Annotated in this window: 16 protein-coding genes; 13 read left to right on the top strand and 3 right to left on the bottom strand. The window is 72.4% G+C overall.

The window, feature by feature from the left end; translation table 11 throughout:
• The first annotated feature begins 11 nt into the window (after nt 1-11).
• The 7 genes from pdhA (IE318_RS09515) (at nt 12) to IE318_RS09485 (ending at nt 8,133) form a co-directional block, all read left to right on the top strand.
• Nucleotides 12-1,151, top strand: a complete 1,140-nt coding sequence (gene pdhA / locus IE318_RS09515; protein ID WP_189898565.1) for a pyruvate dehydrogenase (acetyl-transferring) E1 component subunit alpha — start codon at nt 12-14, stop codon at nt 1,149-1,151.
• Nucleotides 1,148-2,152, top strand: a complete 1,005-nt coding sequence (locus IE318_RS09510) for an alpha-ketoacid dehydrogenase subunit beta (protein WP_189898562.1) — start codon at nt 1,148-1,150, stop codon at nt 2,150-2,152. Before pdhA (IE318_RS09515) ends, IE318_RS09510 begins: the two co-directional genes overlap by 4 nt.
• Complete coding sequence (locus IE318_RS09505; protein WP_189898560.1) at nt 2,152-3,549, top strand: dihydrolipoamide acetyltransferase family protein; 1,398 nt, start codon at nt 2,152-2,154, stop codon at nt 3,547-3,549. The genes IE318_RS09510 and IE318_RS09505 overlap by 1 nt, the downstream gene beginning before the upstream one ends.
• Nucleotides 3,550-3,654: 105 nt before the next feature.
• Entirely contained in the window at nt 3,655-4,590 is a 936-nt protein-coding gene (locus tag IE318_RS09500) for an NTP transferase domain-containing protein (protein WP_189898558.1), read from the top strand.
• Nucleotides 4,587-6,032 (top strand): molybdopterin molybdotransferase MoeA, encoded by a 1,446-nt coding sequence (locus IE318_RS09495; protein ID WP_189898556.1) that lies wholly within the window; start codon nt 4,587-4,589, stop codon nt 6,030-6,032. The genes IE318_RS09500 and IE318_RS09495 overlap by 4 nt, the downstream gene beginning before the upstream one ends.
• Nucleotides 6,029-7,126, top strand: coding sequence for a potassium channel family protein (locus tag IE318_RS09490; protein WP_189898554.1), 1,098 nt, complete (start codon nt 6,029-6,031; stop codon nt 7,124-7,126). The genes IE318_RS09495 and IE318_RS09490 overlap by 4 nt, the downstream gene beginning before the upstream one ends.
• A gap of 26 nt (nt 7,127-7,152) precedes the next feature.
• Complete coding sequence (locus tag IE318_RS09485; protein WP_189898551.1) at nt 7,153-8,133, top strand: NAD(P)H-quinone oxidoreductase; 981 nt, start codon at nt 7,153-7,155, stop codon at nt 8,131-8,133.
• A gap of 30 nt (nt 8,134-8,163) precedes the next feature.
• Here IE318_RS09485 and IE318_RS09480 read toward each other — a convergent pair whose 3' ends face one another.
• Nucleotides 8,164-8,379, bottom strand: coding sequence for a hypothetical protein (locus IE318_RS09480; protein WP_189898549.1), 216 nt, complete (start codon nt 8,377-8,379; stop codon nt 8,164-8,166).
• A gap of 761 nt (nt 8,380-9,140) precedes the next feature.
• On the opposite strand from IE318_RS09480, the gene IE318_RS09475 reads away from it, so the two are divergent.
• Nucleotides 9,141-9,755 carry a PadR family transcriptional regulator gene (locus tag IE318_RS09475; protein ID WP_189898547.1) on the top strand — a complete coding sequence of 205 codons (615 nt, stop codon included), beginning with the start codon at nt 9,141-9,143 and terminating at the stop codon, nt 9,753-9,755.
• Between the two features lie 28 nt (nt 9,756-9,783).
• Nucleotides 9,784-10,317 (top strand): bacterial proteasome activator family protein, encoded by a 534-nt coding sequence (locus IE318_RS09470; protein ID WP_030177563.1) that lies wholly within the window; start codon nt 9,784-9,786, stop codon nt 10,315-10,317.
• 167 nt (nt 10,318-10,484) lie between these two features.
• Here IE318_RS09470 and IE318_RS09465 read toward each other — a convergent pair whose 3' ends face one another.
• Nucleotides 10,485-12,146 carry a Stk1 family PASTA domain-containing Ser/Thr kinase gene (locus tag IE318_RS09465; protein WP_189898544.1) on the bottom strand — a complete coding sequence of 554 codons (1,662 nt, stop codon included), beginning with the start codon at nt 12,144-12,146 and terminating at the stop codon, nt 10,485-10,487.
• A gap of 416 nt (nt 12,147-12,562) precedes the next feature.
• Between IE318_RS09465 and IE318_RS09460 the strand changes: the two genes are divergently transcribed.
• Nucleotides 12,563-14,218, top strand: a complete 1,656-nt coding sequence (locus IE318_RS09460) for a protein kinase domain-containing protein (protein WP_189898541.1) — start codon at nt 12,563-12,565, stop codon at nt 14,216-14,218.
• A 78-nt stretch (nt 14,219-14,296) separates the two neighbouring features.
• Here IE318_RS09460 and IE318_RS09455 read toward each other — a convergent pair whose 3' ends face one another.
• Nucleotides 14,297-15,340: a phosphotransferase gene (locus tag IE318_RS09455; protein WP_030177559.1), complete on the bottom strand. Its 1,044-nt coding sequence runs from the start codon at nt 15,338-15,340 to the stop codon at nt 14,297-14,299.
• A 502-nt stretch (nt 15,341-15,842) separates the two neighbouring features.
• Between IE318_RS09455 and pdhA (IE318_RS09450) the strand changes: the two genes are divergently transcribed.
• From pdhA (IE318_RS09450) to IE318_RS09440, 3 genes are read left to right on the top strand one after another with little or no spacing between them, the layout of a single operon-like run.
• A complete protein-coding gene (gene pdhA, locus IE318_RS09450; protein WP_189898539.1) occupies nt 15,843-17,030 on the top strand; it encodes a pyruvate dehydrogenase (acetyl-transferring) E1 component subunit alpha in 1,188 nt (395 codons plus the stop codon).
• A gap of 2 nt (nt 17,031-17,032) precedes the next feature.
• Nucleotides 17,033-18,013: an alpha-ketoacid dehydrogenase subunit beta gene (locus IE318_RS09445; RefSeq protein ID WP_189898537.1), complete on the top strand. Its 981-nt coding sequence runs from the start codon at nt 17,033-17,035 to the stop codon at nt 18,011-18,013.
• 11 nt (nt 18,014-18,024) lie between these two features.
• Nucleotides 18,025-19,452 (top strand): dihydrolipoamide acetyltransferase family protein, encoded by a 1,428-nt coding sequence (locus tag IE318_RS09440; protein WP_189898535.1) that lies wholly within the window; start codon nt 18,025-18,027, stop codon nt 19,450-19,452.
• Nucleotides 19,453-19,527: the final 75 nt, after the last annotated feature.

Here is a 19,527-nt window from a genome sequence, read left to right as displayed (position 1 = left end):
GAGGTGCCGTCATGACGGTCATGGAGCAGCGGGGTGCCTACCGGCCATCACCGCCGCCCGCCTGGCAGCCCCGTACCGACCCCGCGCCGCTGCTGCCCGACGCGGAGCCCTACCGCGTGCTGGGGACGGACGCGGCCGGGAAGGCCGATCCGGAGCTGCTGCGCCGTCTGTACGCGCAGGTGGTCCTCGGCCGCCGCTACAACGCGCAGGCCACCGCCCTGACCAAGCAGGGCCGGCTCGCCGTCTACCCCTCCAGCACCGGCCAGGAGGCCTGCGAGGTCGCCGCCGCGCTCGCGCTCGAGGAGCGCGACTGGCTCTTCCCCAGCTACCGCGACACGCTCGCCGTCGTGGCACGCGGAGTGGACCCCGTCGAGGCCCTCACGCTGCTGCGCGGTGACTGGCACACGGGCTACGACCCCTACGAGCACCGTGTCGCCCCGCTGTCCACGCCGCTCGCCACCCAGTTGCCGCACGCCGTCGGCCTCGCCCACGCCGCCCGCCTCAAGGGCGACGACGTGGTGGCGCTGGCGATGGTCGGCGACGGCGGCACCAGCGAGGGCGACTTCCACGAGGCGCTGAACTTCGCCGCCGTCTGGCAGGCCCCGGTCGTCTTCCTCGTGCAGAACAACGGCTTCGCCATCTCCGTCCCGCTCGCCAAGCAGACCGCGGCGCCCTCCCTGGCCCACAAGGCCGTCGGGTACGGCATGCCGGGCCGGCTGGTGGACGGCAACGACGCCGCCGCCGTCCACGAGGTGCTCACCGACGCCGTACGGCACGCGCGTGCGGGAGGCGGTCCCACCCTGGTCGAGGCCGTGACGTACCGCATCGACGCCCACACCAACGCCGACGACGCCACCCGCTACCGGGGCGAGGCCGAGGTCGAGGCCTGGCGTGGCCACGACCCGGTCCAGCTGCTGGAGCGCGAGCTGACCGGCCGCGGGCTGATCGACGAGGACAAGATGGCGGCCGTCCGCGAGGAGGCCGAGACGATGGCCGCGCGGCTGCGCGAACACATGAACCAGGACCCGGTGCTCGACCCGATGGACCTGTTCGCCCACGTCTATGCCGAGCCGACTCCGCAACTGCGCGAGCAGCAGGCACTGTTGCGGGCCGAGCTGGCGGCCGAGGCGGAGGAGGGCACCGCCCGATGAGCACCGTCGCCCTCAAGCCGGCCACCATGGCCCAGGCCCTCACGCGCGCGTTGCGCGACGCGATGGCCGCCGACCCCGCCGTGCACGTCATGGGCGAGGACGTCGGCACCCTCGGCGGCGTCTTCCGCGTCACCGACGGACTCGCCAAGGAGTTCGGCGAGGACCGCTGCACCGACACCCCGCTGGCCGAGGCCGGCATCCTCGGCACCGCCGTCGGCATGGCGATGTACGGCCTGCGCCCGGTCGTCGAAATGCAGTTCGACGCCTTCGCCTACCCGGCGTTCGAACAGCTCGTCAGCCATGTCGCGAAGATGCGCAACCGCACGCGCGGGAAGATGCCTCTGCCCCTGACCATCCGCATCCCCTACGGCGGCGGCATCGGCGGCGTCGAGCACCACAGCGACGCCTCCGAGGCGTACTACATGGCGACTCCGGGGCTGCATGTCGTCACGCCTGCGACCGTCGCCGACGCCTACGGGCTGCTGCGCGCCGCCATCGCCTCCGACGACCCCGTCGTCTTCCTCGAACCCAAGCGGCTGTACTGGTCGAAGGACTCCTGGAACCCGGACGACCCGCAGACCGTTGAACCGATCGGCCGCGCGGTGGTGCGGCGCACCGGCAGGAGCGCCACACTCATCACCTACGGCCCGTCCGTGCCCGTCTGCCTCGAAGCCGCCGAGGCGGCCCTGGGCGAGGGCTGGGAGCTGGAAGTCGTCGACCTGCGCTCGCTGGTGCCGTTCGACGACGAGACGGTGTGCGCGTCGGTCCGGCGCACCGGACGCGCGGTCGTCGTGCACGAGTCGGGTGGCTTCGGCGGCCCGGGCGGGGAGATCGCCGCCCGTGTCACGGAGCGTTGCTTCCACTACCTGGAGGCGCCGGTGCTGCGCGTGGCCGGGTTCGACGTCCCCTACCCGCCGCCGATGCTGGAGCGGCACCACCTGCCCGGCGTCGACCGGATCCTGGACGCCGTGGCGCGTCTGCAGTGGGAGGCCGAGAGCTGATGGCACAGGTGCTGGAGTTCAAGCTCCCCGACCTCGGGGAGGGGCTCACCGAGGCGGAGATCGTCCGCTGGCTGGTCGAGGTGGGCGACGTCGTGGCCGTCGACCAGCCGGTCGTCGAGGTCGAGACGGCCAAGGCGATGGTCGAGGTGCCCTGCCCCTACGGCGGTGTGGTCACGGCCCGCTTCGGCGAGGAGGGCACGGAACTTCCCGTGGGTGCCCCGCTGCTGACGGTCGCGGTCGGGGAGGCGTCCGAACCGGCCGCCGAGGGCGAGTCCGGCGGCTCCGGCAACGTCCTGGTCGGTTACGGCACGGGTGCGCCGCCGGCGCGCCGCCGCAGGATACGGCCCACCCCGAGCGCGCCGCGGCCGGACGGGGCAGCGGCCCCCTCGGCCCCGGCCCCGCACTCCGTGATCGTGCCGGCGGTGGCCGAGCGTGCCGAGCGGCCCGCCGACGGCCCCGTCCCCGTGATCTCCCCGCTGGTGCGCCGGCTCGCCCGGGAGTACGGCGTGGACCTGCGTCGGCTGTCGGGCTCCGGGCCCGACGGGCTGATCCTGCGCGCGGACGTCGAGGGCGCGTTCAGGGCCGGGACGGCACCGGGCCGTACGGCGAAGACGCCGGCCCCGACGGTCCCGGCAGGTCCGACGGCCGCGTTCGCAGCGTCCGCCGCGTCCGCGTCCGCGCCGGCCCCGGCGCAGAGCCCGGCCGCCGCCGGCACCCGGATCCCGCTCAAGGGTGTCCGCGGCGCCGTCGCCGACAAGCTCTCCCGGAGCCGCCGCGAGATCCCGGACGCGACCTGCTGGGTCGACGCCGACGCGACGGAGCTGATGCGCGCCCGGACGGCCATGAACGCGGCGGCCGGACCGAAGGTCTCCCTGCTCGCGCTGCTCGCCCGGATCTGCACCGCCGCCCTCGCCCGCTACCCCGAGCTCAACTCCACGGTCGACATGGAGGCCAGGGAGATCGTGCGGCTGGACCGGGTGCACCTGGGCTTCGCCGCGCAGACCGAGCGCGGGCTGGTCGTTCCCGTCGTACGGGACGCGCACGCGCGGGACGCCGAGTCGCTGACCGCCGAGTTCGCCCGGCTGACCGAGGCAGCCCGCGCGGGCACCCTCACCCCCGGGGAACTCACCGGTGGCACCTTCACGTTGAACAACTACGGAGTGTTCGGCGTCGACGGCTCCACACCGATCGTCAACCACCCCGAGGCCGCGATGCTCGGCGTCGGCCGAATCGTCCCCAAGCCCTGGGTGCACGAGGGCGAGCTGGCGGTGCGGCAGGTCGTCCAGCTCTCGCTCACCTTCGACCACCGGGTGTGCGACGGGGGTACGGCGGGTGGCTTCCTGCGCTACGTGGCCGACTGCGTGGAGCAGCCGGCGGTGCTGCTGCGCACGCTCTGAGAAGACCGGGGCCCGTCCGGCGGACAGGCCCCGAACCTGCCCCGAGCCGGACCCGAGCTCCCGCCCGCGTTCCCTGTGATCACGGGCGGGACGCATACTCAGGGGGTGACCGCCTTCGAGCGCCCCACCCAGCAGCTTCCCGCTCACGAGCCCCCCGCCCACGATGCCGTCGTGCTCGCCGGAGGCGCCGCCCGGCGGCTGGGCGGCGCGGACAAGCCCGGTGTACGGGTCGGTGGCCGTGCCCTGCTCGACCGCGTCCTCGCCGCCTGCGCCGGGGCGCGCACGACCGTGGTCGTCGCCGACCCCAGACCCACCGCACGGCCCGTGCGCTGGACGCGCGAGGAACCGCCCGGCGGAGGCCCGCTCGCCGCGCTCGACGCCGGACTGCGCCACACCACGGCGGACCACGTCGTCGTCCTCTCCGCCGATCTGCCGTTCCTCGAACCGGCCACCGTACGGCGGCTCCTGGGCGCCCTGCGCGCGGGCCGCGCGGACGGCGTGCTGCTCACCGACGCCGACGGCCGCGACCAGCCGCTCGTGGCGGCCTACCGCGTCCACGCGCTGCGCCGCGAACTGGCGGCGCTCACCCGGGGACACGGCGCCCTCACCGGGCTGCCGCTGCGCCGACTCACCGCCGCACTCGACCTCACCCGCATCCCCGACCATGTCGCGTCCTTCGACTGCGACACCTGGGACGACATCGCCACCGCCAGGGCACGCATCAGGGAGCATGGGCACGTGTTGGATGAATGGATTTCCGCAGTCAAGGACGAACTGGGCATCGACCTGGACGTCGACACCGGCGTGCTGCTCGATCTCGCCCGCGACGCCGCCCACGGCGTGGCCCGGCCCGCGGCACCCCTGACCACCTTCCTCGTCGGCTACGCCGCCGCACAGGGCAAGGGCGGCCCCGAAGCGGTCGCGGAGGCCGCCCGCAAGGCCGCCGACCTCGCCCTGCGCTGGGCGGACGAGGGCACCGCCGAGGCCAAGGCCGACGTCGCTCCCGACGCCACGCCCGACACCCGTCCGGACGCGGGATGACCGCCCGCGGCACGCGGGCCGGCGAGGACGCCGAGGAACTCGATGTCGAGGAGGCCCTCGCTCTCGTGAAGGAACCAGGCAACGGCATCGGCCCGGCCCACGGCGGCCTGCCCACCTCCGGACCCGCCTCCCCCCAGGGGCACGGCATCGGCCACGGGCCGCTCACGCCCGGCCACGGCACCATGCACTCCCCCGGCCTCGGAGAGTCCCCGCGAACGGGCCACTCCCCGGACGCCCACCACCACGCCACCCCATGGCCCCAGGCCCGCGAGACCGCGGCCCGCGCCGCCCGCGGCGGGGGCCGCCGCACCCCCGTCTCGGTCTCCCTGGACGCCGCCCTGGGCCTGGTCCTGGCCGAGCCCCTGGCCGCCCTCACCGACCTGCCCTCCTTCGACACCTCCGCCATGGACGGCTGGGCGGTCGCCGGCCCCGGCCCCTGGGACGTGCGCGAAGAAGGCGCCCTGGCCGGACACGCACGACCCGAGCCGCTGACCGACGGCGAGGCCGTACGGATCGCGACCGGCGCCCGCATCCCGCAGGACACCACCGCCGTGCTGCGCAGCGAGCACGGCCGCACGGACGCCAAGGGCAGGCTGCACTCGATCCGCGAGGTCAGCCACGGCCAGGACATCCGTGGACGCGCACAGGAGTGTCGTAGCGGAGACCAGTTGCTGCCCGTCGGGACCCTGGTCACCCCCGCAGTGCTGGGCCTCGCCGCGGCCGCCGGATACGACACGCTCACCGCCGTCCCCCGGCCCCGCGTCGACGTCCTGGTACTCGGCGACGAACTGCTCACCACGGGGCTGCCGCACGACGGCCTGATCCGGGACGCGCTCGGTCCGATGCTGCCGCCCTGGCTGCGGGCGCTCGGCGCGGAGACGGCCACCGTGCGCCGCATCGGCGACGACGCCAAGGCGCTGCACAAGGCGATCGACAGATCCGAGGCCGACCTGATCGTCACCACCGGTGGAACCGCCTCCGGCCCCGTCGACCACGTCCACCCCACTCTGAGCCGGCTCGGCGCCGAACTGCTGGTGGACGGCGTCAAGGTGCGGCCCGGCCATCCGATGCTGCTGGCCCGCACCAAGGAGAACCAGCACCTCGTCGGCCTGCCCGGCAACCCCCTCGCCGCCGTCTCCGGCCTGCTCACCCTCGCCGAGCCGCTGCTGCGCACGCTGGCCGCGCGTCCCGCCCCCGAGCCGTACACGCTGCCGCTGAAGGACGCGGTGCACGGGCACCCCTACGACACCCGGCTCGTGCCCGTCGTGCTGCGCGGCGACCACGCGGTCCCGCTGCACTACAACGGCCCGGCGATGCTGCGCGGGGTCGCGGCGGCCGACGCCCTGGCCGTCGTACCGCCGGGTGGCGCCCGTGCGGGCCAGGAGACAGAACTGCTCGATCTCCCCTGGGCCGCCGCCGGAATCGGGGTGTGTTTCACGTGAAACTTCCGGGCCATGACGCGATCGCCCGCCAGGCGGACGAACATCTCGTGACCCATCGGGTGAAACTCCCGAAGAAAGTGGTGGAACGCCCGATCCGTCAGGTCGGCACGCGGCTCGCCATGGCCCTGCTGGTGCTGGTCGTGACGGTCGTCATCGTCTACGCCGACCGTGACGGCTACCACGACAACGCCGACGGTTCCGTCGACCTCCTCGACGCGGCCTACTACGCCACGGTGACGCTCTCGACCACCGGGTACGGCGACATCACCCCGGTCAGCGACGCGGCCCGGCTCACCAACATCTTCGTCATCACGCCCCTGCGCGTGCTGTTCCTGATCATTCTCGTCGGCACCACGCTCGAAGTCCTCACCGAACGCACCCGTGAGGAGTGGCGCCTGAGCCGCTGGAGGTCCGCCTTGCGCGATCACACCGTCGTCGTCGGCTTCGGCACGAAGGGGAGGTCCGCGATCCAGACCGTCTGCGCGACGGGACTGAAGAAGCAGCAGGTCGTCGTGGTCGATCCCAGTGCGAAGGTGATCGACGCGGCCACGGCGGACGGATACGTGGGAGTGGTCGGGGACGCGACCCGCAGCGAGGTGCTGAAGCGGGCGGAGGTGCAGCGGGCGCGGCAGATCATCATCGCCACCCAGCGGGACGACACGGCCGTGCTGGTGGCGCTGACGGCCCGGCAGCTCAACCGGGGGGCGAAGATCGTCGCCGCGGTCCGGGAGGAGGAGAACGCACCGCTGCTCCGGCAGTCCGGCGCCGATGCCGTGATCACCAGCGCGAGCGCCGCGGGCAGGCTGCTCGGGCTGTCCGTGCTCAGCCCGGCCGCCGGCATGGTGATGGAGGACCTCATCCAGCAGGGCAGCGGGCTGGACATCGTCGAACGGCCCGTCATACGCGCCGAGGCGGGCAGGAGTCCGCGGGAGATCGACGACCTGGTGGTGAGCGTCGTACGCGGACACCGTGTCCTGGGCTACGACGATCCCTCCGTCGAAACTCTGCAGTTGACGGACCGTCTGATCACCATCGTCCGCGCCACCCCGGGCACACGGGTCACCCCGGACACCAAGCCGCTGCCCCAGGACTGAGGCCGGGGCGGAGTAGCGTCGCCTCCATGCATGCGATCACGATTCCCGAACCCGGTGGACCCGAGGCGTTGGTGTGGGACGAGGTGCCGGATCCGGTGCCCGGCGAGGGGGAGGTGCTGGTCGACGTGGTGGCCAGCGCCGTCAACCGCGCCGACCTCCTGCAGCGGCAGGGGCACTACGACCCGCCGCCCGGCGCCTCCCGCTACCCCGGCCTGGAGTGCTCGGGCCGGATCGCCGCGCTCGGGCCGGGCGTGTCCGGCTGGACGGTCGGCGATCAGGTGTGCGCGCTGCTCGCGGGCGGCGGCTACGCCGAGAAGGTCGCCGTCCCGGCCGGCCAGCTGCTCCCCGTGCCCGAGAACGTCGACCTCAGGCAGGCCGCGGCACTGCCGGAGGTGACCTGCACCGTCTGGTCCAACGTCTTCATGGTCGCCCACCTCCGCCCCGGCGAGACCTTCCTCGTGCACGGCGGCTCCAGCGGCATCGGCACCATGGCGATCCAGCTCGCCAAGGCCGTCGGGGCGAAGGTCGCCGTCACGGCCGGCACCAAGGAGAAGCTCGACTACTGCTCCGAACTGGGCGCCGACATCCTGATCAACTACCGCGAGCAGGACTTCGTCGAGGAGATCAAGCGGGCCACGGACGGGGCGGGCGCCGACGTCATCCTGGACAACATGGGAGCCAAGTACCTGGACCGCAACGTACGGGCCCTCGCCGTCAGCGGTCGGCTCGCGATCATCGGCATGCAGGGTGGCGTCAAGGGAGAGCTGAACATCGGCGCCCTGATGAGCAAGCGGGCCGCGATCACCGCGACCTCGCTGCGCGCCCGTCCGCTCGACGAGAAGGCGGCGGTCGTCGCGGCCGTGCGCGAGCACGTCTGGCCGCTGCTCGCCGACGGCAATGTCCGTCCGGTCGTCGACCGGGAGATGCCGATGAGCGACGCCGCGGCGGCGCACCGGGTCGTCGAGGAGAGCGGCCACATCGGCAAGGTGCTGCTGGTGACGCCCTGACCCGGGCATCCGGCCGGGAAGGACCGCACCCTAGGTCCTGGGCAGGCGGAGGGCGATGAACGCCGTCCCCAGGCCGAGACCTATGAGCACCAGTCCGCTGCCCAGGGGCAGTAGCCGCCGTGCGGGCTCGGCCGCGGGCACGGACTCCGTGACGGCCGGGGCGGCGGGTGCGTCCGGGGACCCGGACGGCGGCTGAGCGGCCGCCTCGGACGACTCCGGGGCGGCCGTCGTCGGTATGCCGCTCATGCCACCGGCGTCCGGGCTCCCGCTGCCGTCCGTGTCCGACCCGTCCGTGTCCGACCTGTCCGTGTCCGGCCCGTCCGTGTCCGGCCCGTCCGTGTCGTCACCTTCCACCTCGGTGTCATGCCGATGCGGACGGCCCGGCCGTTCCCGGCCCTCACCCGCCGGGCTACCGGCCCGCGACGGCCCGTCCGAGGGCGAGGGCGAAGGGGATACCGACGACTCGGACGCGGCGGGCAGTGTGACGAACGACACCGAGGACGCGGAGGCCGAGGCCGGGGGCGGGGAAGCCGAGGACGGCGAGACGGGCATCGGGGACGACTTCGAGGGTCCGGATGGTCCGGATGGCCGATCGGGGGGCCGGGAGGGCCGGGACGGCCGGGACGAGTGCCCGGCGGCCGGGCGGGAAGAGGCGCCGTGGTCCGGAGGCGACGCGGTGCCCGAGTGCGCCGAAGGGGTGCCGTGGCCGGAGACGGAGGCGGAGGCCGAGACCGGGACTAAAGCCGAGGCGGAGGTGGAGGGGGTGGTGGACGGTCTGGACAGCGGGCCGCACGCCGAGGCGTGGCCACCGGGCAGGACGGTCGCGCCCAGCCCTATGAGCAGTCCTGTCGTGCGTATCGTCGCGACGCGCAGCCATGGAGTCACGTCGGGACCCCCTCACCTGATGTCAGTGATTCGGTGGCACAACACTCACATCGATCAATCAATCCGGCATTCCGGAGTGGCCCACCAGGTCGAAGGCGCCGAAGTAACTGCACAATCCGGATATGTCGCTACGTCACGGGCTGCTGGCGCTCCTGGAGGCCGGCCCACGCCACGGATCCCGGTTGCGTGCCGCGTTCGAGGAGCACACAGGGGCCGCCTGGCCGCTGAGCCTCGGCCGGGTCTGCACCACGCTCGGCCTTCTGGAGCGGGACGGTCTGGTCGCCCGGGAGGGTGTGGACGGGGCCGGACGGGTCACGTACGCGCTGACCAGGGCGGGCCGCGCCGAGCTGCGGTCCTGGTACGCACGGCCCGTGGAACTCGCGGGACCACCCCGTGAGGAGCTGGCCCTCAAGCTGGTCCTGGCGGACACGGCGCCCGAGGTCGAGGTGCGCGAGGTCGTCGACGTGCAGCGCCGGCATGTCTCCGAGGCGCTGCACGACTACGTACGGCAGCGGGCCGAGCTCCTGGCCCGCCGGCTCGAAAGTCCCGGAGAGGTCGCCCGGCTGCTGGTCCTGGAGCAGCTGATCTGCCACGCGGAGGCCGAATCCCGCTGGCTGGAGCACTGCGCGGCCCGCCTGCTGCGCCTGCACCCTCCGCAGGAACCGGAACGCCCCGCGCGGAACGCGGACGGCGCGCACACGGTGGATCACCTTCCGCAGGGGGCACCAAGGAGGTGAGACATATGGGTGCGAGAGAATGGGCGGCATGGAGATGCCGAGGAACGAACGGTCGCCGGAGAACCCCCAGATCCTGGTCGTGGGCCAGGACGGCATGGCGCTCGGCGGCGGTGACGAAGACTCCCGCGAGACCCCGGTGACGGAGCAGGTGGAGCAGCCCGCGAAGGTCATGCGGATCGGCAGCATGATCAAGCAGCTGCTCGAAGAGGTGCGTGCCGCTCCTCTCGACGAGGCCAGCCGGGTCCGGCTCAAGGAGATCCACGCCAGCTCGGTGAAGGAGCTCGAGGACGGCCTGGCTCCGGAGCTCGTCGAGGAGCTGGAGCGGCTCTCCCTGCCGTTCACGGACGAGGGGACCCCCAGCGACGCGGAACTGCGGATCGCCCAGGCCCAGTTGGTGGGCTGGCTGGAAGGCCTCTTCCACGGGATCCAGACGACGCTGTTCGCCCAGCAGATGGCCGCCCGCGCCCAGCTGGAGCAGATGCGTCGCGCCCTCCCGCCGGGCGTCGGCCGCGAGGGCGAGGACGGCCACCCCGGCACCCGCTCGGGCGGCCCGTACCTGTAGGACGACCGGACGGCGGAACGACACAAGGGCGTGGGAAGCGCATCACGCGCGACCCACGCCCTTCGACCTTCCGGCGACCGGCCCACCTTCCGGCGACCGGCCGGCCCACCCGCGGCCGGCCGTCGCCTACCCCCAACCGGTCGGCAGACCGATCGGCGATCCCGTGCCTAGGCCGGATTGCCGGTGGAGATGTCGAACTGGATGTCCGGCGGGTCGTTCGGGTCGAAGTCCGTGCCCGCCTCGGGCGACTGCCGCATGACGGTGTCCTTGCCGTAGGTGTTCTCGTCCACCGCCCGCTTCTTGTAGTGCCATCCCGCGCCCTGGAGGCAGGCGAGGACCGAGTCCCAGTTCTTGAAGGTGAAGTCGGGCATCTTCACCTTCTTCTCGTCGTTGTACGACTCCTGCGGCTCGGTGCACTCGGTCTTCTCGATCGTCTTCGACGTGTCAGGCCCGCGGTAGCCCGACGGATGGCTCGACACCGACGCGCCGGCGCTGCTGCCGCCGCCCTTGGCGTCGTCATCGCCACCGTTGTTCATGAGCAGCGCGGCGATCAGACCCACGACCGCGATGACCGCCACGGCCACCGACCCCATGATCACCGGCTTGTTGCCCTTGCCGCCGCCCGCCGGGGTCGTACCCGGGGACTGGGGCGAGATCGTGTACGGCGGCGGGGTCGACGCCTGCTGCGGGGCGGCGTACGGCGAGGAGGCGGCGGGCGTCTGGTAGCCGACGGCCGGTTGAGGGGCCTGCTGCGGATAGCCGTAGGCGGGTGACGGCATCGCGGACGGCGGAGTGCCGTACGGGTTGGGTGTGGCCGGAGCGGGCTGGTACGGCGTCTGAACATTGCCCACGGGCGGTGGGGCCGTGTCGACCGGCGGGAAGACCGCGGAGCCCACGCCCGCACCGCTCGACGTCTGGGCGCCCGGCACGATGCTGGGCGCCGCCGCCTGGAAGGAGGCCGCCACGCGCAGGCACTCGTCGCGCATGGACACGGCGCTGGGGAAGCGCTCGTTCGGGTTCTTCTTCAGCGCGCGGGCGACCAGCGCGTCCACCGCGGGCGGCAGGGAGCGGTTGATCGACGAAGGAGCCACCGGCTCCTCCTGCACATGCGCGTACGCGATGGCCAGCGGCGAGTCCGCGTCGAACGGCAGCCGCCCGGTGACCAGCTGGAACAGCATGATGCCGACCGAGTACAGGTCCGAGCGGGCGTCCACGCCCCGGCCCAGGGCCTGCTCCGGCGAGAGGTACTGCGGGGTGCCGACGACCATGCCGGTCTGGGTCATGGAGGTGACACCGGACTGCATGGCGCGGGCGATGCCGAAGTCCATCACCTTGACCACGCCGCGCTTGGTCATCATCACGTTGCCCGGCTTGATGTCCCGGTGGACCAGGCCCATCTCGTGGCTGATCTCCAGGGCGGCCAGCACGTCCGCGGTGACCTTGAGCGCCTTGTCCGCGGGCATCGCGCCCTGCTGCCGGATGTCCTGGTCGAGGACCGAGCCCAGCGGCCGGCCCTCGATGTACTCCATGACGATGTACGGCGTCGTCATGCCGTCCAGGTCGTCCTCACCGGTGTCGAAGACCGAGACGATGTTCGTGTGCGTGAGCTTCGCCACTGCCTGGGCCTCGCGGCGGAACCGCTCGCGGAAGGCCGCTTCCCGGCCGAGCTCGGTGTGCAGCGTCTTGATGGCGACCTGCCGGTCGAGCACGGAGTCGTAGGCGAGGTGCACCGAGGCCATGCCGCCCTGGCCGAGCAAGTCACGCAGTTGGTACCGGCCGCCTGCCAGTGCCCGCCCGGCGAACCGGCCCTGTGCGCCGTCCTGGCTCATCTTCTGCGTCCCCCATAGGCACGCGCGGGGCAGCGGCTGCTGTGCGGCTGCTGTGCTCGCGCGATCGGCTGTCCGTCGACCCGTCCCGGGACCGGACCTGACCTGACCTCATGTCCGGATCTCGTTGATCGAATGTGTTATTCCCGGCCAAGTCTGCCCGAGGGCACTGACACGTCAAGCTCGGTGCCCGTTCCGTGACCGTACGCGAAAGAAGCGTCGCGGAAGCGTTACAGCGGACGTGCGACCGGTACACGGAATTTGCACGACGGCAGCCGCACGGGGTTTGATGGCCGGTCCGGTCTCGGGCCGGTCCTCACCGCGAACCTGGACCGGCGGCTTGCGCCGAACCTGTAGCGTGACGGACGGAGACCCGTGACAACACCGCACACCGCGGGCAGAAACGACGGCGAGGACTGATGGCACAGACGCAGCGCGCCCAGGGCCCGTCCGACCCCGAGGCGACTGGCGGCGGCGGCATGTCGGACGCGCCCGAGATGTGGGGCAACGGCGGCCTGGTCGGCGACGGCCGGTACCGGCTGACCCGCAGGCTCGGCCGGGGCGGCATGGCCGAGGTGTTCGCGGCCGAGGACGTGCGCCTGGGCCGTACCGTCGCGGTCAAGCTGCTGCGCGCCGACCTCGCCGAGGACCCCGTCTCCAAGGCCCGCTTCACGCGCGAGGCCCAGTCCGTGGCCGGCCTCAACCACCATGCGATCGTCGCCGTGTACGACTCCGGCGAGGACATGGTGGGCGGCCAGTCCGTGCCGTACATCGTGATGGAGCTGGTCGAGGGCCGCACCATCCGCGACCTGCTGCTCAACGCCGAGGCGCCGGGCCCCGAGCAGGCGCTGATCATCGTCTCCGGAGTCCTGGAGGCGCTGGCCTACTCGCACCAGCACGGCATCGTGCACCGCGACATCAAGCCCGCCAACGTCATCATCACCGACAACGGCGCCGTGAAGGTGATGGACTTCGGCATCGCCCGCGCCCTGCACGGGGCGTCCACGACGATGACGCAGACCGGCATGGTGATGGGCACCCCGCAGTACCTCTCACCGGAGCAGGCCCTCGGCAAGGCCGTCGACCACCGCTCCGACCTGTACGCGACGGGCTGCCTGCTGTACGAACTCCTCTCCCTGCGGCCCCCGTTCATCGGCGAGACCCCGCTGTCGGTGGTCTACCAGCACGTCCAGGACGCGCCGGTGGCGCCGTCCCAGGTCTCCGAGGCCGGCTGCCCGCCGGAACTCGACGGCCTGGTCATGCGCTCGCTCGCCAAGGAGCCCGACGACCGTTTCCAGACGGCCGAGGAGATGCGCGGGCTGGTCCAGTACGCGCTGCAGATGCTGTACGACCAGGGTGGCCACACCGGCACCTGGAACACCGGCCCGGTGGAGATGCACGAGGGCCGGCACACCCCGGCGGCGGGCTTCGCCGGTACGACGGTGATGCCGCACCCGGGCGAGACCGGCTCGAGCACCACGCAGATCCCGCAGCCGATCCTGCCCGCGGGATACGGCAATGGCGACGACGGCGGCTTCGAGGGCCACGGCAACCAGGGCAGCAGCCGCGGCAAGCTGTGGATCCTCGCCGTGCTCGCGGTGATCGCCATTGCGGTGGGCGTCGCGCTGGCGATGCAGAAGACCGGTGACCACGGCAGCGGTGGCGGCACCGGCACCACCACCTCGCCGTCGAGCTCGCAGTCCTCCAAGGACGACCAGCCCAGCTCCGCTCCGAGCGAGTCGTCGCAGGGCCGTCCGTCGGACACGTCGACGGACAGCGGCAACAGCTCCAACGGCGGCACCGGCTGGGACTTCACGCCGTCGCAGCAGCCGTCGCACACGCCGTCCCAGACGGCGACGGACGAGCCGAGCGACGAGCCGTCGAACCCGCCGAGCTCGGACACCCAGACCACGCCGTCCGGTCCTTCGAGTCCTACGGGCACCAGCGGCGGTGTCACTGACGGCGGTGCGGACGGCGGCAGCGGCGGCGGCAACAACGGGGGCACGGACGGCGGCAACGGCGACACCACCGGTACGGCCGCCGGGGCGGCGAACACCGGGGTCACCGGCACCTGATCGTCCTTCACGCGCGCGTGGAGCCCCATCGAGGCTCCACGCGCGCGTGCCGTATGCACCGCTTCTCACCCGGTTCGATCACTCCGCGAACGCCCCGCACACCGCGTCGTACTCCTCGGTCCACCACACCGCGAGCGCCGAGGCGGCCGGGAACTGGGGGTCGGCGCGGGTGTCGCCGCGCTCGTAGTGCCAGCGCAGCATCCAGAAGTCGTTCAGGCGTTCCCACCACACGCGGTGCACGGCCGCCGCGAGCTCCGAGGGCGTGGCGCCGGCGGTGCGCCGGTACGCGCGCGCGTACGCCCTGATCTTCGGCAGGTCCAGGGTGCCGGCCGGCCGGACGAAGAAGATCGCGGCGGCGCGGACGGCCTCCTCGGCACGCGGCTGCACGCCGAGCCGGTCCCAGTCGACGATCGCGGCCGGGGCGTGTCCCTTGTAGAGCACGTTGAAGGGGTGGAAGTCGCCGTGCACCCAGCCGACGGGGCCGCCGGGCGGGGGGCGCCGATCGGCGTGCCGCTCCAGCAGGGCGCGGCGCTCCAGGAGCCGGTGCCGGGCCAGTTCGTCGAAGGCGTCGGCGGGGCGGTGGCGGCGGACGTGGGCGAGCAGATCGTCGATCAGGGCGAGGGTGTCGTCGGGGTCTGCGCTCTCCACGGGGTGCGGGTGCGTGGCGGGACGGGTGCGCCCCTTGGGCGGCATGACGCGCTCCAGGCAGGCGTGCACGGCCCCCAGGAGCGCGCCGAGGCGCGTGCACTGGCCGGTGGTGAGCTGGCCGCCGTGCCGGTGCCGGCCGTCGATCCAGGGGTGCAGGGCGTAGGCGTGACCGCCGATCACGGCGACCGTGCGTCCGTCGCGGCCGGCCAGCGCGGGCGCCACCGGGACGCCCAGGTCGGCCAGGCGCTGGGTGGCGCGGTGCTGCCGGGCGATCGCCGCCGGGTCGGCGGTGTCGGGGTCGAAGTGGTGTTTGAGGAAGTAGCGGCCACGGGTGGTGCACAGTCGGTAGCCGCGGTTCAGCAGGCCCTGGTCGACGGGTTCGCAGGTGAGGGCGGAACCGGCGGCGTACTGGCGCAGCAGGGCGCTCAGAGGGGGCGCGTGGGGTACAGGGGGTGGTACACAAGGGCGCGGCACGCGCCAGATGCTAGGGCAACGGCCGAGGCCGTGAGCTGGGGCTTGTCACAGACAGTCTTCAGTAGTCGCTTTTGGTCACTTGAGGTCACCGTGTCGAGCGCTTCCGGGACGCGGCCGCCGGCTCGCCTGCCCCGGCGTGGGTCATCCATCAAGAGCAGTTCCGGCCACTCTTCAGCCCTTCCCGATGCGGGGGTGGCCGGGATACCGTGCCGGTGTTCCGGCCCCCTGCACGGCTGTGACCAGCGGCTGCCCCGAATGCCCGCGCCAGTACTTGGACGTCCAAGCGAAAATACTTGGAAATCCAATGAAACACGCAGGTCAGGTGGGGTTTCCCAGAAATGTGGAGCACTGGGTAACGTGGCTGTTGCAGGGCGCTCGCCGGGGCACCTGTCACGCCTGTTCCCGGCCGAGTGGCACCCACCCCGTGCCTCGGTGGTCGGTTTCAGGTGAGCCGCACTGGCCTACCGGCAACCCCGGGGGCCGGACCGACGGAGGAGCACACGTGACCGTGGAGAGCACTGCCGCGCGCACACCGCGACGCAGCGCCGGAAGCAAGGCCGGCGCCACCGGCGCCAAAAAGAGCACCGGCGCGAACGCGAGGAAGAACGCCGGCACCGAACTCGTGCAGTTGCTGACCCCTGAGGGGAAGCGCGTCAAGAACGCCGAGTACGACAAGTACGTCGCCGGCATCACTTCCGAAGAGCTCCGCGGGCTGTACCGCGACATGGTGCTCACCCGCCGCTTCGACGCCGAGGCCACCGCCCTGCAGCGCCAGGGCGAACTGGGACTGTGGGCCTCGCTGCTCGGCCAGGAGGCCGCCCAGATCGGCTCGGGCCGGGCGCTGAACGACGACGACTACGTCTTCCCGACCTACCGCGAGCACGGCGTCGCCTGGTGCCGCGGGGTCGACCCCACCAACCTGCTCGGCATGTTCCGCGGCGTGAACAACGGCGGCTGGGACCCGAACAGCAACAACTTCCACCTGTACACGATCGTCATCGGCTCCCAGACGCTGCACGCCACCGGCTACGCCATGGGCGTCGCCAAGGACGGCGCGGACTCGGCGGTCATCGCCTACTTCGGCGACGGCGCCTCCAGCCAGGGCGACGTGGCGGAGTCCTTCACCTTCTCCGCGGTCTACAACGCCCCGGTCGTGTTCTTCTGCCAGAACAACCAGTGGGCGATCTCCGAGCCGACCGAGAAGCAGACCCGCGTGCCGCTCTACCAGCGCGCGCAGGGCTTCGGCTTCCCGGGCGTGCGCGTCGACGGCAACGACGTACTGGCCTGCCTCGCGGTCACCAAGTGGGCGCTGGAGCGCGCCCGCGCCGGCGAGGGCCCCACCCTGGTCGAGGCGTTCACGTACCGCATGGGCGCCCACACCACCTCCGACGACCCCACCCGCTACCGGGGTGACGAGGAGCGCCTGGCCTGGGAGGCGAAGGACCCGATCCTGCGCCTTCGCCGCTTCCTGGAGGCCGCAAACCACGCGGACGAGGGATTCTTCGCGGAACTCGAGGCCGAGAGCGAGGCGTTGGGCAAACGAGTACGCGAGGCGGTCCGTGCCATGCCGGACCCGGACCACTTCGCCATCTTCGAGAACGTGTACGCGGACGGGCACGCGCTCGTCGACGAGGAGCGCGCCCAGTTCGCCGCCTACCAGGCGTCGTTCGCGGACGTAGAGGGGGTCTGAGCATGGCTGCGGAGAAGATGGCACTGGCCAAGGCGATCAACGAGTCGCTGCGCCGCGCGCTGGACGCCGACCCCAAGGTCCTGATCATGGGCGAGGACGTCGGCAAGCTGGGCGGCGTGTTCCGGGTGACGGACGGCCTGCAGAAGGACTTCGGCGAGAGCCGCGTCATCGACACCCCGCTCGCCGAGTCCGGCATCGTCGGCACGGCGATCGGCCTCGCCCTGCGCGGCTACCGCCCGGTGGTCGAGATCCAGTTCGACGGCTTCGTCTTCCCGGCGTACGACCAGATCGTCACGCAGCTGGCGAAGATGCACGCCCGCTCCCTGGGCAAGGTCAAGCTCCCGGTCGTGGTCCGCATCCCCTACGGCGGCGGCATCGGCGCGGTGGAGCACCACTCGGAGTCCCCCGAGGCGCTGTTCGCGCACGTCGCCGGCCTGAAGGTCGTCAGCCCGTCCAACGCGTCGGACGCGTACTGGATGATGCAGCAGGCCATCCAGAGCGACGACCCGGTGATCTACTTCGAGCCCAAGCGGCGCTACTGGGACAAGGGCGAGGTCGACCCCGAGGCGATCCCCGCCCCGCTGCACAAGGCGCAGGTCGTCCGCGAGGGCACGGACCTGACCCTGGCCGCCTACGGCCCGATGGTGAAGCTCTGCCACGAGGTCGCCGCCGCGGCCGCCGAGGAGGGCAGGTCGCTGGAGGTCCTGGACCTGCGCTCGGTCTCCCCGATCGACTTCGACTCCATCCAGGCCTCGGTGGAGAAGACCCGCCGCCTGGTGGTGGTCCACGAGGCTCCGGTCTTCTTCGGTTCCGGTGCGGAGATCGCCGCCCGGATCACCGAGCGCTGCTTCTACCACCTGGAGGCCCCCGTCCTGCGGGTCGGCGGCTACCACGCGCCGTATCCGCCGGCGCGGCTGGAAGAGGCGTATCTGCCGGACCTGGATCGCGTGCTCGACGCCGTCGACCGCTCGCTGGCGTACTGAGGGAGAGGTTCGTGACGACGATGACCGAAGCGTCCGTGCGTGAGTTCAAGATGCCGGATGTCGGCGAAGGTCTGACCGAGGCCGAGATCCTCAAGTGGTACGTCCAGCCCGGTGACAAGGTCACCGACGGCCAGGTGGTCTGCGAGGTCGAGACCGCCAAGGCGGCCGTCGAACTGCCGATCCCCTACGACGGCGTGGTGCGCGAACTGCACTTCCCCGAGGGCACCACCGTGGACGTGGGCACGTCCATCATCGCGGTGGAGGTGGCGGGAGCGGCCCCGGCCGAGGTCCCCGCACAGGCCCCGGCGGCCGAGCCGGCGCAGGAGGAGGCGGCGGAGCCGCAGGGCCGCCAGCCGGTCCTGGTGGGCTACGGCGTCTCGACGTCGGCCACCAAGCGCCGCCCGCGCAAGGGCCAGGAGGCCCCGGCGCCCCAGGCCGCGACGGCACTCCAGTCGGAGCTGAACGGCCACAGCGCGTCGGCCGTGACCGCCCCGGCCCCCGCCCCTGCCGCCGGGCAGGACCGCCCGCTGGCGAAGCCGCCGGTGCGCAAGCTGGCGAAGGACCTGGGCGTGGACCTGACGACGGTGGTCCCGTCCGGCCCGGACGGCATCATCACGCGCGAGGACGTCCACGCGGCGGTGGCGGCCACGGTCGCCCCGCAGGCGCCGGAACCGGTGACGGCACCCGCCGCGGTGACCTCCGCCCCGGCTCCCGCCCCCGCGGTGACCTACGACGGCACGCGGGAGACCCGCGTCCCGGTGAAGGGCGTCCGCAAGGCCACGGCGGCCGCGATGGTCGGCTCCGCGTTCACGGCGCCGCACGTCACGGAGTTCGTGACGGTCGACGTGACCCGCACGATGAGGCTGGTGGAGGAGCTCAAGCAGGACAAGGACATGCAGGGGCTGCGGGTCAACCCGCTCCTGCTGATCGCCAAGGCCCTGCTGGTCGCCATCAAGCGCAACCCGGAGATCAACGCCTCCTGGGACGAGGCCGGCCAGGAGATCGTGCTCAAGCACTACGTCAACCTGGGCATCGCCGCGGCCACCCCGCGCGGCCTGATCGTCCCCAACATCAAGGACGCCCACGTCAAGACGCTCCCGCAGCTCGCCGAGGCACTCGGTGAGCTGGTGTCGACGGCCCGCGAGGGCAAGACGTCCCCGGCGGCCATGCAGGGCGGCACGGTGACGATCACCAACGTCGGCGTCTTCGGCGTCGACACGGGCACGCCGATCCTCAACCCCGGCGAGTCCGCGATCCTCGCGGTCGGCGCGATCAAGCTCCAGCCGTGGGTCCACAAGGGCAAGGTCAAGCCCCGCCAGGTCACCACCCTGGCGCTGAGCTTCGACCACCGCCTGGTCGACGGCGAACTCGGTTCCAAGGTCCTCGCGGACGTCGCCGCCGTCCTGGAGCAGCCGAAGCGGTTGATCACCTGGGCCTGAGCCCGGAGACCACCCGGGCATCGGACGACGACGAGCCGTGCACCCCGTCCGGGGTGCACGGCTCGGTCGTGCCGG

The sequence above is a fragment of the Streptomyces spiralis genome, assembly GCF_014654675.1.
Taxonomy (GTDB): Bacteria; Actinomycetota; Actinomycetes; order Streptomycetales; family Streptomycetaceae; genus Streptomyces; species Streptomyces spiralis.
This window is presented reverse-complemented; position numbering and strand designations above follow the sequence as displayed.